The 13791-nt window shown below is 68.1% G+C and carries 10 protein-coding genes; 4 read left to right on the forward strand and 6 right to left on the reverse strand.

The window, feature by feature from the left end; translation table 11 throughout:
* Nucleotides 1-89: 89 nt before the first annotated feature.
* The gene (locus QQW98_RS03235) at nt 90-1328 is read right to left on the reverse strand and encodes an RsmB/NOP family class I SAM-dependent RNA methyltransferase (protein WP_290136116.1); all 1239 of its coding nucleotides are present in this window, start codon (nt 1326-1328) and stop codon (nt 90-92) included.
* 51 nt (nt 1329-1379) lie between these two features.
* Here QQW98_RS03235 and QQW98_RS03240 point away from each other — a divergent pair, with 51 nt between their 5' ends.
* Entirely contained in the window at nt 1380-1538 is a 159-nt protein-coding gene (locus QQW98_RS03240; protein WP_290136117.1) for a DUF1674 domain-containing protein, read from the forward strand.
* Nucleotides 1539-1866: 328 nt separating this feature from the next.
* Here QQW98_RS03240 and QQW98_RS03245 read toward each other — a convergent pair whose 3' ends face one another.
* From QQW98_RS03245 to QQW98_RS03260, 4 genes are read right to left on the reverse strand one after another with little or no spacing between them, the layout of a single operon-like run.
* A complete protein-coding gene (locus QQW98_RS03245; RefSeq protein WP_290136118.1) occupies nt 1867-3252 on the reverse strand; it encodes a cytochrome P450 in 1386 nt (461 codons plus the stop codon).
* A 52-nt stretch (nt 3253-3304) separates the two neighbouring features.
* Nucleotides 3305-4327 carry a ferrochelatase gene (hemH, locus tag QQW98_RS03250; protein ID WP_290136119.1) on the reverse strand — a complete coding sequence of 341 codons (1023 nt, stop codon included), beginning with the start codon at nt 4325-4327 and terminating at the stop codon, nt 3305-3307.
* Nucleotides 4324-6591 carry a molybdopterin cofactor-binding domain-containing protein gene (locus QQW98_RS03255; RefSeq protein WP_290136120.1) on the reverse strand — a complete coding sequence of 756 codons (2268 nt, stop codon included), beginning with the start codon at nt 6589-6591 and terminating at the stop codon, nt 4324-4326. The genes hemH and QQW98_RS03255 overlap by 4 nt, the downstream gene beginning before the upstream one ends.
* A gap of 1 nt (nt 6592) precedes the next feature.
* Nucleotides 6593-7570, reverse strand: a complete 978-nt coding sequence (locus QQW98_RS03260; protein ID WP_290136121.1) for an Mrp/NBP35 family ATP-binding protein — start codon at nt 7568-7570, stop codon at nt 6593-6595.
* A 93-nt stretch (nt 7571-7663) separates the two neighbouring features.
* Between QQW98_RS03260 and hflK the strand changes: the two genes are divergently transcribed.
* The 3 genes from hflK (at nt 7664) to QQW98_RS03275 (ending at nt 11374) form a co-directional block, all read left to right on the forward strand.
* The gene (gene hflK, locus QQW98_RS03265) at nt 7664-8836 is read left to right on the forward strand and encodes a protease modulator HflK (protein WP_290136122.1); all 1173 of its coding nucleotides are present in this window, start codon (nt 7664-7666) and stop codon (nt 8834-8836) included.
* 1 nt (nt 8837) lies between these two features.
* On the forward strand, nt 8838-9677 hold the full coding sequence (gene hflC / locus QQW98_RS03270) for a protease modulator HflC (protein WP_290136123.1): 840 nt from the start codon (nt 8838-8840) through the stop codon (nt 9675-9677).
* A gap of 143 nt (nt 9678-9820) precedes the next feature.
* Nucleotides 9821-11374 carry a Do family serine endopeptidase gene (locus QQW98_RS03275; protein ID WP_290136124.1) on the forward strand — a complete coding sequence of 518 codons (1554 nt, stop codon included), beginning with the start codon at nt 9821-9823 and terminating at the stop codon, nt 11372-11374.
* A gap of 63 nt (nt 11375-11437) precedes the next feature.
* On the opposite strand, the gene QQW98_RS03280 is transcribed toward QQW98_RS03275, so the two are convergent.
* Nucleotides 11438-13741, reverse strand: coding sequence for a transglycosylase domain-containing protein (locus tag QQW98_RS03280; RefSeq protein WP_290136125.1), 2304 nt, complete (start codon nt 13739-13741; stop codon nt 11438-11440).
* Between the last annotated feature and the right edge of the window lie 50 nt (nt 13742-13791).

The following is a 13791-nucleotide window of genomic DNA, read 5'->3' on the forward strand; positions in this document are numbered from 1 at the left end:
GCCCTTCCCCGTGGGGAAGGGTTGGGATGGGGGTACTACCGCTGTGATGTCGAGCCCCCGCCCCCGGCCCTCCCCGCGGGGAGGGGAGATCAGGCCTTCCACCGCGCGACGAAGAAACCGTCGAGTCCGCCGGCGTCCGGCAACTGGCCGGGATGGGTGCGCAGCCAGCCGTCTTCAGTGGGCGCGAGGCCTTCCGGCAGTTCGGACTGTGCGATGGGCTGCGGCGTCATTTCCACCGCGCCTGCCTGCCCCTCCCCTTCGCGGCGTTCGAGCGAGCAGGTGGCGTAGACCAGCGTCCCGCCCGGCTTCAGCCAGCCGCTAGCCCGCTTGAGCAGGGCGGCCTGCAATTCGGCCAGTTCCGCGATCTGCTTGCCGCCGATGCGGTGCAGCACGTCGGGATGGCGGCGGCAGGTGCCCGTGGCGCTGCACGGCGCGTCGAGCAGGATCGCGTCGAACGGCTCCTCCGGCTCCCATTCCAGCGCGTCGGCGACGACGATTTCCGCCGCCAGGCCCGTGCGCTGCAAGTTGTCTCGCATCAACGCGGTGCGCGCCACGCTGCTGTCGACCGCGGTGACGCGCCAGTTCTGCGCCGCCAGCTGCATCGTCTTGCCGCCCGGCGCGGCGCACAGGTCGAGCGCGCTGCGCCCCTCCCCCTCGGTCGCAGTGGCGCCGAGCATCCGTGCGGGCAGCGACGCGGCAAGGTCCTGGACCCACCACGCGCCGTCGCCAAACCCTTCGAGATCCTCAACCCGCTGGCCGCGCGGCAGGCGGACATGGCCGGGCATCAGCGAGACGCCCCCCAGCTTCTCCGCCCATTTCCCAGTCGCGGCGGGATCGCGCAGCGTCAGGTCCAGCGGCGGCGGCTGGGCGAGGCCTTTCGCCACACCTTCCGCCATTTCACCCCAGCGCGCCATCGGGCCGTCCGGCAGGGTGGGATAATCCGGCAGCGAAGCGCCGCCCTTGGTCAGGGTGGAAAACACGCCATGCGCCAGCCGCCGCGGGCCGCCGACCAGCAACGGCAGGCCGGTGGCGATGGCGGCATGCGGCGGCGTGTCGAGCCGCAGCACCTGCACCAGCATCAGCCGCAGCACGCTGCGCACCTTGGCATCGTCCGGCAGTCGCTTCCTGGTTGCGCTGTCGATCAGCGCGTCGAGATCGGCGAGCCAGCGCAGCGCCTCGCTCGCCATCGCGCGAGCCAGCGCCGTGTCGGACGGCGACAGCTCGCGCGTCACCAGCGGCAGCATCCGGTCGAGCACCTCGCCCCGGTGCAGCACGCCGTCGAGCAGTTTGAGCGCAGCCTTGCGCGAGTTCAGTCCCTGGATCGCCATGCCGGCCCTCTAGCGGTTGAAACCCCGGCCCGCCATGCGCATTTCAACCGCATGACCAAACGCGCGACCAAGCGGCCCGAAACCTTCGAAAAGCCCGTCCACTGGACGAGCGAACCTCCGCCCGCGCCAAAAAAGCCTGAGATGGATGAGAAGCTCAGCCCGACGCGATACGGCGACTGGGTGAAAGACGGCATCGCGATAGATTTTTGAAGGTTGGATTGTTTGTTTCATGAAGCCGCCTCCGCGGCTTCGTCCTCGAACAAACTTTTTTCTCATGACCGCGCCTCCGCGCGGTCGTCCTCGCGGCTATTCTCTCCGCCGGGACTTCGTTCCGGCTGCGAGGCCGCTGCGGTCGGCCGGTCGGCCTCTGGCACCGCTTGCACGGTGCGCCAGTCCTACTCAGCAATCCAAGTCGCGGAGCTCCGCCGCGCAAGCGGCGGCAAGGGCGACCGCCCGCCCCGGACCTGCCCCGCCGCGCAGCGGTGGGAACAGCAGGGAGGACGACCGCGCGGAGGCGCGGTCATGAAACAAATGATACTCAGAGACTTCTGAGCGTAATCTTCAGCCCGTCCTTGGGCTTGGGGATCGGCCAGGCCTGCCATTCGGGCTGGTAGCCGTCCGCGACCTCGATGCGGTAGCGGGTCAGCAGCTGCGCCAACAGCACCTTGATCTGCATGTAGGCGAAATGGAGGCCGAGGCACATGTGCGCGCCGCCGCCGAAGGGGACCCAGGCGTATTTGTGGCGCGCCTTCACCTTGTCGGGCGTGAAGCGCATGGGATCGAAGCTGCGCGGGTCGTCCCAGTGTTCTTCCATCGTGTGGACGAACTGCGGGTTGATGCCCACGGGCGTACCGGCCGGGACGGTATAGCCCTCGAACTCGAAGGGCTTGAGCGCGCGGCGCGGCATGGCGGGCACGGGCGGGATCAGGCGCAGCGCTTCCTTGAACGCCATTTCGGTGAGATCGACCTTGCCGAGATCGTCGTAATCGAGGTCGCGGCCTTCGCCGCCGGTCACCGCGCGAAATTCCTCCCGCAGCTTCTCCTGCCATTCGGGATGCCTGGCGAGCAGCCAGACGAGCGAGGTCGCGCTGGACGTGATGGTGTCGTGCGCCGCCATCATCAGGAAGTTCATGTGATCGACCACCTGGTCGACCGGTAACAGCGTGCCGTCCTCGCGCTCGGCCGTGGCGAACTGGCTGAACATGTCCTGCCCGCCGCCTTCCGCGCGGCGGCGATGTGTTTCCCTGGTAAAGAAATCGACGAGGAATTCGCGGCCCTTCACGCCCTTGCGCATCAGCGTGCCGGGCAAGGGCTTGCGGATCGGCGCGACCGAGGCCTGCACCATGTAGACGAAAGCCTCGTTGATCCGCTCGGCTTCCGGCCCGAACGGCAGGCCGATGAAGCTTTCGGCGGCCAGATCCAGCGTCAGCTGCTTGATCGCGGGGTAGAATTCCATCTCGCCCGCACCCCATTCGGTGACGCGCCGCGCAATACCGGCGTTGAGCGAGCCCGCGTAATGGCGCATCGGCCCCGGCTTGAAGGCAATGGACAGCGCGCGGCGATCGACCCGGTGGTGGTCGAAATCGATCAGCATCAGCCCGCGCGGGAACAATTGGTCGAGCACCGGGCCCCAGCCCTGCTCGCTCGAAAAGATCTTCTCTCGGTCGAACAACACCAGCTCGTTCGCTTCCGCACCCAGCAGGCTGACGTGCCAGCGCCCGAAGCTCCACACGCGGTAGATGTTGCCGTATTTCGCGTGCATCCGCCGCGTGAATTCGTGCGGGCCGCCCAGCAGGCTGAACGTGTGACCGACGACCGGCGGGCCGTGTTCGCCGGGAATGTGGTCCAACGCGTCCTTGGGTATCGCCTGCGACCAGTGGGTGTAGCGGGCGGGTTCGGCAGCGTGGGATGCAAGCGTGGCCATGAGGGACTCCGGGCGGGCGATCTACTTACATAAATGTAAGTTAACCGGACGCTTAAATCCAGCCCGATAGTTCCCGCCGGACCATCGCCTCCAGCATGGTCATGCCGGGTTCGCGCGCGTTGAGGCATTCGAGCACCGCGAATGCCTCCCCGCCGGCGCCGACGAACTGCTCGCGGCCCTGGATCACCAGCTCCTCCAGCGTTTCCAGGCAGTCTGCCGAAAAGCCCGGCGCGGCAATGGCAAGGCGTTTCGTGCCCTTCGCGCCTTCCGCTTCCAGCGTGGCGTCGGTTGCCGGCTCCAGCCACTTGGCCGGGCCGAAGCGGCTCTGGAACGTGGTTTCGATCCGCAATCCGTCGCGGGCCAGCTTCTCGCCCAGCAGCCGCGCGGTCTTGCGGCAGTGGCAGTGGTAGGGATCGCCCAGCTCCAGCGTGCGCTGCGGCATGCCATGGAAGCTGAGCAGCAGGACTTCCGGCACGAAATCGAGCGCATCGAGCTGGCCCGAAAGATCGGCCGCCAGCGCATCGATATAGAGCGGATCGTCGTGATAGGGCGGCAGGGTGCGTAAGGCGGGTTGCCAGCGCATCGCCTTCAGCGCATCGGCCGCCTTGTCGAACGCGGTCGCCGTGGTCGCACCGGAATATTGCGGGTAAAGCGGGGCGAACAGGATGCGGTCGCAGCCTGCGTCCAGCATCGCCTGCAGCCGCTCCGGAATGGACGGCGTGCCGTAGCGCATGGCCCAGTCCACATGGACCGCGTCACCCAGTCGCCTTGCCAGCCCTTCGGCCTGCGCCTTCGTGATCGCGGCGAGCGGCGAGCCGTCTTCGCCCCATACCTGCGCATAGGCGTGGGCGCTCTTCTTCGGGCGGACGTTGAGGATGATGCCGCGCAGGATCGGCTGCCACGCGATGGGCGGGATTTCGACCACCCGCCTGTCGGACAAAAATTCGGCGAGGTAGCGTTTCACCGCCCTGGGTGTCGGCGCATCGGGCGTGCCGAGATTGACGAGGAGCACGCCGATACGGCCGCTCTTCACCGGGGGGTGGTCGCCGGGAAGCTGTTGGGTCTGCCAGGTCATAGGCCGGCCGATAGCAGCGGCAGGCGGCGAAGGCGAAGCCCCGTTGCCGAAAACAGCGCATTGGCGATGGCGGGCGCCGCCACCGCGACCCCGATCTCGCCCGGATCGGCGGGCGGCAGCGTGCTGTCGACGAAGTCCACGGTTATCTCCGGACTGTTGGCCAGGGTCGGCAGGTTCAGGTCGCCGAGCCGCTGGCTGGTCGGCAATCCGTCGCGGTAATCGGTGCTGCTGCCAACGGCGAGGCCGAGGCCGAAGATCAGCCCGCCTTCCACCTGCTGGCGCGCGATGTCGCGGTTGACCACGCGGCCGATATCGACCGCGGCGTGGATCGACTTGACCCGCACGCCGCCTTCGCCCGCCTGCGCGTTGGCGATGGCTGCGATCCGCGCACCGCCGATGACATGGCAGGCGAGCCCCTGCCCCGAACCCGCCGAGCCGCCGTCCCACCCCGCAAGGCGGGAAGCGCGCTGCATGCATTCGGCCAGCCGCAGGTCCTGGCCCAGCAGCGCCATCCGGTAGGACAGCGGATCGCGGTCGTGGCGGCGGGCGAGCTCGTCGATGAAGCTTTCGATCGCAAAGCAGGTATATCCGTGGGCATTGCCGCGCATCCGCGCCGTCGGCAGGTCGATGGCGGCGGGCACGTGGGTGATCGATACGTCGGGAATGGCATAGGGCGCCATGGCGCCCGCCAGCGCCATCGGGTCCGCCTTACCTGCCGTGTTCTCGATGGCGCTCCAGCTGGTCGCATTGCCGAACAGGCGCTCGCCGAATTCGCGCGCGGTCGCGGGCAGGCTGGCGCGCATTTTAAGCTTGGTGATCGTCCCCTCGTCCCCGTGGCGCGCGGACAGCAGCAGCGAGGCCGGTGTGCGCGGATACCCGGCGAGATGTTCCTGGAACCGGCTCCACACCAGCTGCACCGGCCGCCCGATTTCGCGGGCGATCACCGCCGCCTCGATCGCGTGACCATGCTCCAGCCGCCGGTCGAAACTGCCGCCTGCCGGCATCGGGTAGAGGATCGTGTCTTCCAGCGCGACGCCCGCCGCCTTGGCCGCCGCGCGGCGGGCCTGTTCGGGGGCCTGGCTCGCCAGCCACAGTTCCAGCGTGCCGTCGCGGTACCACGCGGTGGCGGTGGTCGGTTCGATCTGCCCGTGGAGCGCGGGCGCGATTTCGTAGCGCAGGGCAAGGTCGGTCTTGCCGAAGCCTTCCGCGCCCTGCCCGCGCGAGGCGACGACGGTGCCCGTGCCGTTCAGCTCCGCATCCGACAGCGCGACCGCGATAGACTCGCTATCGACCAGCCGCGTGACCGAGAATCGCGGGCTCATCGCCTCGACCGCGCGTTCCGCCAGCCAGCTGGTTTCCGCAACCGCGGCAAGCCAGCGCTTGCCTTCCACGATCCCGACCACGCCGCGCATGTCCGCCGCGGCCGAGCGGTTGAACGCGGTCAGTTCCGCCTTGTCGAGCGGGCCGTGCTTGATCGCGGCATAGACGAGGCCGGGCAGCCGCACGTCGCCCGCGAATTGCCACGTGCCGTCCACTTTCGCCGGCAGGTCGAGCCGGGGCCAGGCGTTGGTCTCCTCCCCGATACCCGGGCCGGATGGGGCGGCGGGCGTATCGGCCGGCGGTTCGGAGAAGACCGGCGGCGGATCGGGCGGGGCGAACCCCGCTGCCTCCTCCGCCAGATCGCCGAACCTCAGGCGGCCCGCATCGTGGATGACGAAGCCGTTTTCCGTGCGGCATTCCTCCCAATCGACGCCCCAGCGATCCGCCGCCGCCATGCAGAGCAACGCGCGCACGCTGGCCGCGGCATCGCGGCACGGCTGTTCGTAAGCGGCGAGCGAGGTGCCGCCCGCCGTGGCGGTAAACCGCTCGTTCCCGGCGAACCGCCGCACGAGGAAATCGTCCGCATCCTCCGCCAGCCCGCCGGCGAAAGGCATCCAAAGCGGCGCCCATTCTGCGGCGAGCACGGTGTTCGCATAAGCCCCGCTGACCGGCGCGGCCTGCACCGCGATCTGGCGCCAGTCCGCGCCCAGCTCCATCGCGACGATCTGCGGGATCAAAGTGGTGACGCCCTGCCCCATTTCGAGCTGCGGCACGGCGACGGTGACCATCCCGTCGGTCGCGATCTTAATCCACGCATCGAAGGCGGTTTCGCCGTCTGCCGGGTCGAGCGGGATCGCGTAGTCGCGCGGGGCGAGCGTGTAGAGCGCGGCAAGGCCGCCTGCCGCCGCCACGCCCACCAGCACGCCGCGCCGCGTGACCTGCATACTAACGTCCAGTCACTGCCAGCCAGCCGGCCAGCGCCTGCGCGATGGTGGAAAAGCCCTGCGCTTCCACCCCCGTGGCCAGCGGCGTTCCGGCATCGCTCGCCCGCCGCAGCTCCATGGTCAGCGGGATGCGGCCGAGGAAGGGGATGTCGAGGCGCTGCGCCGCCGTTTCCACCCCGCCGCGCCCGAACGGGTCGCTCGCTTCCCCGCAATGGGGGCAGACATAGCCCGCCATGTTCTCTACCAGCCCGATCACCGGCACCTGCCCCTGCTCGAACAATTGCCCTGCGCGCATCGCGTCGATCAGCGCCAGGTCCTGCGGCGTGGAAACGATCACCGCGCCGTCGGGCCGGTGTTTCTGCAGCATGGTGATCTGCACGTCGCCGGTGCCGGGCGGCAAATCCATCAGCAGGATTTCCGCATCGCCCCAGTCGGCCTCGACCAGCTGGGTCAGTGCCCCTGCCGCCATCGGCCCACGCCATGCGATCGCGCGGCCCGGCTCGATCAAATGGGCCATGGAAAGCACGCGCACCCCGTGCGGGCTCTCCAGCGCGACCAGCTGCTTGCCTTGCGCCTCCGCCTTCACGCCCTCGCAATCGAGCAGTTTCGCCTGGCTCGGCCCGTAGATATCGGCGTCGATCACGCCCACCTTGTGGCCCATCTGCGCCAGCGCCACCGCGAGGTTGGCAGTCAGCGTGGACTTGCCGACCCCGCCCTTGCCCGATCCGATGGCGACCAGCTGCCGCTTCACCCGCTCCCCGGTCAGGGCGATCCGCACGTCGTCGACGCCGGCCACGCCGAGCAGCGCGGCCCGCGCGCCATCCTCCAGCTGCGCCCGCTCGCCCGCGCCGAGGCCGCCTGCATCCAGGATGCAGGTCGCAATCCCGCCTTCCAGCGTCAGCCGCTGGACCCGGCCTGCGATGGCATCGGGCAGGTCGTCTGCGGAAAGACTGCGGCGCGCTGCGGGGGGTTCGTCCATGGCCGGCGTGCTAGCGCAATCTTCCCGCCCATTCCTACGCAATTTTGCGCCGCAACCCCTGTTATCGCCAGAAATCGACCCTATAAGAATGGCATGACAAAATCGGGTGGGTTCTTCGGGCGCATCGCGCTCGCCATGGCAGGTAAACGCAATCCCTGGGGGGGCAGCAGCGGTTCTGGCGGAAACGGCGACGGCGGAAAGCCGTCCGGCTCCGGTGGTGGTTCGGGGGGTGACGGCCCGCGCAATCCCTGGCTTCCCGGTGGCGGCGGCGACGACGGCAGGAAGCGCCGGTCCGCCTCCATCGAGGATATCTTCAAGAACCGCGGCCCCGAAGGCCCGCGCCGCACCGGCGGCGGTGGCCCCGGCGGCCCCAACTTCCGCATGCCCCAGCGCCCCGGCGGCAAGAGCTGGGTTCCGGTCATCGTGGTGCTGTTCGTCGCGCTGTTCCTGGTCGTGACGATGTTCCACCAGGTCGGGCCGAAGGAACAGGCCGTCGTGAAAACGCTGGGTAGCTATTCCCGCACCCTCGACCCGGGGCTCCATATCACCCTGCCCGCACCCATCGAGACGGTCGAAATCGTCCCCGTCCAGACGGTGGTCGGGGTCAGGATCCCGACAGACGGCCAGCAGCAGAAGCTGATCCTGACTGGCGACCAGAACCTGGTCGACCTGACCTATATCGTGCGCTGGAACATCAAGGATCTCGAAAACTACAAGTTCCGCCTGGTCGAGCCGCAAGAAACGGTGACCGAAGTGGCCGAAGCGGCGATGCGCGCATCGGTGGCGGAAAAGACCCTCGACCAGACTTTCTCGGGCCAGGGGCGTGCCGAAATCGAGCTCGCCGTGCGCGAACGCATGCAGCGCGTGCTGGACGGTTACCAGGCCGGTATCCGGGTGCTGGGCGTGGAAATCGACAAGTCCGACCCGCCGGCCGAGGTCAACGATGCCTTCCGCGACGTTTCCGTCGCCGAACAGAACGCCGATGCCGCCCGTAACCGCTCGCGCGGCTATGCGCAGCAGGTTCTCAGCCTGGCGGAAGGTGAATCCGAGGCCTTCAACAAGGTCTACGAACAGTACCGGCTCGCCCCCGAAGTGACCCGCCGCCGCCTGTATTACGAGACCATGGAAAAAGTGCTGTCGAACACGGACAAGACCATCGTGGAACCGCGCGGCGTGACACCGTACCTGCCGCTGCCCGAAGTGCGCCGCCGCGCGCAGGAAGGGCAGACCGCAACGCCCGCCGCGCCGGCCACGGGGGGCCAGTAAGATGGAAAAGCTCTGGACCAACCACAAGCTGTCCGTGATTGCCGTGATCGCGCTGCTCGTCCTCTTCGCGATGAGCGCCTTCATCGTCCCGGAGGAAAAGCAGGCCGTCGTCATCCGCACCGGTGAGCCGGTGTATACCTATAACACCGCAGGCGGCAGCACGGGTTCGGGCCTGTGGCTCAAGTTGCCCATCGTCGACCAGGTCGAACTGGTCGAGAAGCGCATCCTCGACCTCGACATGACCGATCAGGAAGTGTTGTCGAGCGACCAGCAGCGCCTGGTCGTCAACGCCTACGCCCGGTTCCGCATCGTCAATCCGGTCCGGATGGTCGAACGCGCCGGCAACGAAGATGGCGTGCGGACCGCGCTCGAACCGATCCTGAACTCCGTGCTGCGGCAGGAACTGGGCCGGCGCACGTTCCAGGCCATGCTGACCGCCGAACGCGGCAGCGCGCTTGCCAACGTGCGCGCCAACCTCGACCGGCAGGCGCGGCAATATGGCGCCGAGGTGATAGACGTGCAGATCAAGCGCACCGACTTGCCCGAAGGCGATCCCCTGCAGGCCGCGTTCGAACGGATGCGTTCCGACCGCCAGCGCGAGGCGCAGGAAATCCGGGCGGAGGGCGACCGCGATGCCCGCATCATCCGCGCCGAAGCCGACGCAGAGGCCGCGCGCATCTATGCCGAGGCGTTCGGCAAGGATCCGGGCTTCTACGACTTCTACCGGGCCATGCAGAGCTACGACCAGACCTTCCGCGGCGAAGGCAATACGGGCGAAAGCAGCATCATCCTGTCGCCCGACAACGAATATTTGAACCGCTTCCGCAACCCCGGCCAGTAAGGCCGGGGCTGCCGGCGGCCTCTCGCGCGCGCAAGGGCAGATGCGTCCTTGCAGCGCGGACTTGCGTACCTACCTCGCCGTTAAGCCGCCGTTCGGCTGCGCTTTGCGAAAGCGCTGGCCACGAGGGGCACGAACATGCGCCCGTGCGCCAGCGCCGGGCGGGAGAGACAAGGAACGACAAGGACGTGAAGCCCGTGCGCTATGCCTATTCCATCACCACTGCCCTGCTGCTGAGCGGGGCGACCGTATCGCTGCTGACCGGGGTGCCTGCGGGCGCTCAGGTCGCCCAGAACGACGATTCCCGGATGAGCAGCGTGGTCCCGCGCGCCGGCGCGCCCGCCAGCTTCGCCGACCTCACCGAACAGTTGCAGCCCGCGGTCGTCAACATCTTCACGCGCCAGAGCGTGGAGGTGCAGAACCCGTTCGCGGGCACGCCCCTGGCGCGCCGCTTCGGCAACAACGGCCCGGTCCGCCGCGAAGGCCAGTCATTGGGTTCCGGCTTTCTGATCAGCGCCGATGGCTACATCGTGACCAACAATCACGTCATCGCCCCCGGTAGCCGCAACGCCACCGTGGACGAGATCACGGTGCGCCTGGCCGATGGCACCGAATACGAAGCGGAACTGGTCGGCGCCGACCCGGCGAGCGACCTTGCCGTGCTCAAGATTTCGCGGCGGGAGGACTTCCCCTTCGTTGAATTCGGCGATTCGGCAAATGCGAGGGCCGGCGACTGGGTGATTGCCATCGGCAACCCCTTCGGACTGGGCGGTACCGTGACGAGCGGCATCATCTCCGCCGTCCTGCGCACCGCCGGCGGGGGCGCTTACGACCGCTACATCCAGACCGATGCCAGCATCAATTCGGGTAATTCCGGCGGGCCGCTGTTCGACATGAGCGGTAACGTGATCGGCATCAACAGCAATATCCTCTCGCCGTCGGGCGGCAATGTCGGCATCGGCTTCGCCATACCGGCTGAAACCGCGCAGCCTATCGTGGAAACGCTGATGGCGGGCCGTTCCGTCGAACGCGGCTTTCTGGGCATCGGCATCCGTCCGGTAGACGAGGATACGGCGGCCGCGCTCGGCATTCCGGAAGACCGCGGCGAGATCGTCCAGAGCCTGACCCCCGGCCAGCCGGCCGCGGCCGCGGGCCTGCGCGAAGGCGACATCGTGCTGGAAGTGAACAACCGGGAAGTGACGCGCGAACAGACGCTGTCCTTCCTCGTTGCCAATATCGCACCGGGCACGCGCATCCCGCTGACCATTTTCCGCGACGGGCGCGAGCGCACCGTGAACGTGACCGTGGGCCAGCGGCCGAGCGAGCAGGAATTGCAGCAGCAGAACTTCGATCCCGAAAGCGACCAGCCGATGCCCGGCATGGGCGAAGGCAGCGCCACGGTGGAAGAGGCGCTGGGCCTGCAGGTCTTCCCGCTGACGCCCGACCTGGCGCGCCGCCTGCGCGTGGATGCGGGCACCGAAGGGCTGGTCATCAACGCGATCGACCCGGCCTCCGACGCGGCCACCAAGGGCCTGCGCCGCGGCTTCGTGATCCTGACTGCCAACTACCAGCCGGTGACGACCGTCGAACAGCTGGAAGAGGTCATTGCCGAGGCCAAGGAGCGGGATCGCCCGGCGCTGCTGCTGCGCATCCAGCCGATCGGCCAGAACCCCGCCTACGTGCCGGTCCGCCTGCGCTAGATCGACAATTCTGACAGACGGAAACGGCGCGGGAGCGATGGCTTCCGCGCCGTTTTCCTGTGACTAGTCGCTGCGTCCGGTGATGATCCGCACTTCCCGCGGAGCGACCGCCGCGCCCTGGTCGGGCGGCGGCAGGGGCTGGGGCGGCGGCGGCGTTCGCGCAGGGGCGGGCCTGCGCACGTCCGGCTGGCGGGTGGGCACGCGCCGGGTGTTGCCCGTGGCCCGGTCGAGGAAATCGTCGTCCGCTGCAGGCGGCGCCGGGCGCCCCGTCGGCATCGGCTGACCGCCGCCGGAACCCGCGCCAGGCTGGATCGGATTGCCGTCCGGATCGACGAGGTTGCCGTTACCGCGCGGGCTGTTGCGGTCGGGCTCGATCAGGTTCCCCTGCTCGTCGATGAAATAGTAATCCTCCGGCTCGGTGTACTGGTATTCCTGTTCGTCCGGCTCAAGTTGCCATTCCGGCAGGTTCAGGTCCGTATCGAATTCCTCGATCGGACGGTCCTTCACGGCATAGCGCATGAAGGCGGCGAAGGCGGCGGCCGGCGCGCGGCCGCCCTGCAGGCCGCTGACGCGCTTCGCATCGTCGCGGCCCATCCACACCGCCGCCGTGATCCCGCTGGAAAAGCCCGCGAAATACCCGTCCTTGTTGGAGCTGGTGGTGCCGGTCTTGCCCGCGACCGGCCGGCCGATCTGCGCCGCGCGGCCCGTGCCCGTCTGCACCGCCGCCTGCAGCAGGTCGAGCATGCCCGCGGCCACGTGGTCGGGCACCAGCTGGTAGGTGCGCGGCTTGCTGTGCTGGTAAAGGAGGTTGCCGTTCTGCCCGGTCACCTTGACGATGCCGTAGGGCTCGATCGAGCGTCCGCGCGCCGAGACGCTGGCAAAGGCGCGCGCCATGTCGATCAGGCGCACCTCGTTAGAGCCCAGCACCATGGAAGGATAGGTGGAGATCGGCGTCGTGATGCCGAACCGCCGCGCCATGCCCGCCACGCTGGTAAAGCCGACCTCGTTCCCCAGTTGCGCCGCCACCGTGTTGCGCGACAGGGCGAAGGCGGTGCGCATCGTCATGTCGCCGGCATAGCCACCGCCCGAATTGCGCGGCGTCCAGCCGTCGATCGTCACCTTTTCGTCGGTCACGATGTCGTCGGGCACGAAACCCGCTTCCAGTGCCGCGAGATAGACGAACAGCTTCCACGAGGAGCCGGGCTGGCGCACCGCCTTGGTCGCGCGGTTGTAATTGCTGGTGACGTAATCGGTGCCGCCGACCATGGCGAGGATCGCCCCGTCGCGGTCCAGCCCCACCAGCGCGCCTTGTGCACCAGACGGCACGTTGTCCTTGATCGCCGCCGTCGCCGCGCGCTGCATGCCGAGGTCGAGCGTGGTGTAAACCTCGATCGGCTCGCGCGTGTCGGGCAGGTAGAGGTCGAGCTGCGGCAGGACCCAGTCGGTGAAATAGCGCACCGAATTCTGGTTGGTGTCCGTCTTGATGTTGACCGAAGACACGTCGACCTGCGCCGCCTCGCCGGGCGAGAGGCCGCCGTATTTGCGCATCTGCATGATGACCACGTTGGCGCGGCTTACGGCGGCGTTGATATCGGCGGTGGGCGCATAGCGGCTGGGCGCCTTCACCAGCCCGGCGATGATCGCCGCTTCCGCCAGCGTCAGGTCGCGGGCGGAATGGCTGAAGAATTTCCGGCTGGCGCTGTCGATCCCGTACGCGCCGCCGCCGAAATAGACCTTGTTGAGATAGAGCTCGAGCAGCTGTTCCTTGGAAAACTTGCTTTCCAGCGCCAGCGCCAGGATGCCTTCGCGCAGCTTGCGGTCGAGCGTGCGGTTGTTATTGAGGAAGACGTTGCGCGCCAGCTGCTGGGTGATGGTCGAGGTAGCGCCCACCCGCTTGTCGTCGCGGAAGGCATTGTAGACCGCGCGGCCGAGGCCCAGCGGGTCGACGCCGAAGTGGCTGTAGAACCGCCGGTCCTCGACCGAAATCATCGCGGTCTTCATCACTTCGGGTATCTCGTCGGAGCGCAGCCACTGGCCGTAGCTCGGCCCCAGCTCGACCATCTCCGTGCCGTCTTTCGCCCGCACGACGATGGTCTGGCCGGCCTGCGAAGCCTTGAGCGTGGTAAAGCTGGGCAGGTTGCGCGCGGCGAAGAACACGGCGAGCCCCAGCGCCAGCGCGCCGAGCAGCGCCGCGAACGTCCCGCCGATCAGGAACCGGCGGGTCCATTTCCAGACAGGACCGCGCTCCTTCGGTTCGGCCTTGCGGCGCGAAGGTTTCTGCGGACGGCGCGCGGCTCGCTCGCGCGCCTCGGCGCGGACCTTGTCCTGTGGCCTGGCCCTGGAGCCTACGCTCCGCTTGCGTGCCATGAGATACCCGTCAAGTTACCCGTCACCCCGAAGTTGGTCGGCCCTAGCTA

The organism is Alteriqipengyuania flavescens, assembly GCF_030406725.1.
GTDB lineage: Bacteria > Pseudomonadota > Alphaproteobacteria > Sphingomonadales > Sphingomonadaceae > Alteriqipengyuania_B > Alteriqipengyuania_B flavescens.

Excerpts from the sequence above, each read along its gene's own strand:
- QQW98_RS03235 (WP_290136116.1), bottom strand. The coding sequence starts at position 1,328 with ATGGCGATCCAGGGACTGAACTCGCGCAAGGCTGCGCTCAAACTGCTC.
- QQW98_RS03240 (WP_290136117.1), top strand. The coding sequence starts at position 1,380 with ATGACCAAACGCGCGACCAAGCGGCCCGAAACCTTCGAAAAGCCCGTC.
- QQW98_RS03245 (WP_290136118.1), bottom strand. The coding sequence starts at position 3,252 with ATGGCCACGCTTGCATCCCACGCTGCCGAACCCGCCCGCTACACCCAC.
- hemH (WP_290136119.1), bottom strand. The coding sequence starts at position 4,327 with ATGACCTGGCAGACCCAACAGCTTCCCGGCGACCACCCCCCGGTGAAG.
- QQW98_RS03255 (WP_290136120.1), bottom strand. The coding sequence starts at position 6,591 with ATGCAGGTCACGCGGCGCGGCGTGCTGGTGGGCGTGGCGGCGGCAGGC.
- QQW98_RS03260 (WP_290136121.1), bottom strand. The coding sequence starts at position 7,570 with ATGGACGAACCCCCCGCAGCGCGCCGCAGTCTTTCCGCAGACGACCTG.
- hflK (WP_290136122.1), top strand. The coding sequence starts at position 7,664 with ATGACAAAATCGGGTGGGTTCTTCGGGCGCATCGCGCTCGCCATGGCA.
- hflC (WP_290136123.1), top strand. The coding sequence starts at position 8,838 with ATGGAAAAGCTCTGGACCAACCACAAGCTGTCCGTGATTGCCGTGATC.
- QQW98_RS03280 (WP_290136125.1), bottom strand. The coding sequence starts at position 13,741 with ATGGCACGCAAGCGGAGCGTAGGCTCCAGGGCCAGGCCACAGGACAAG.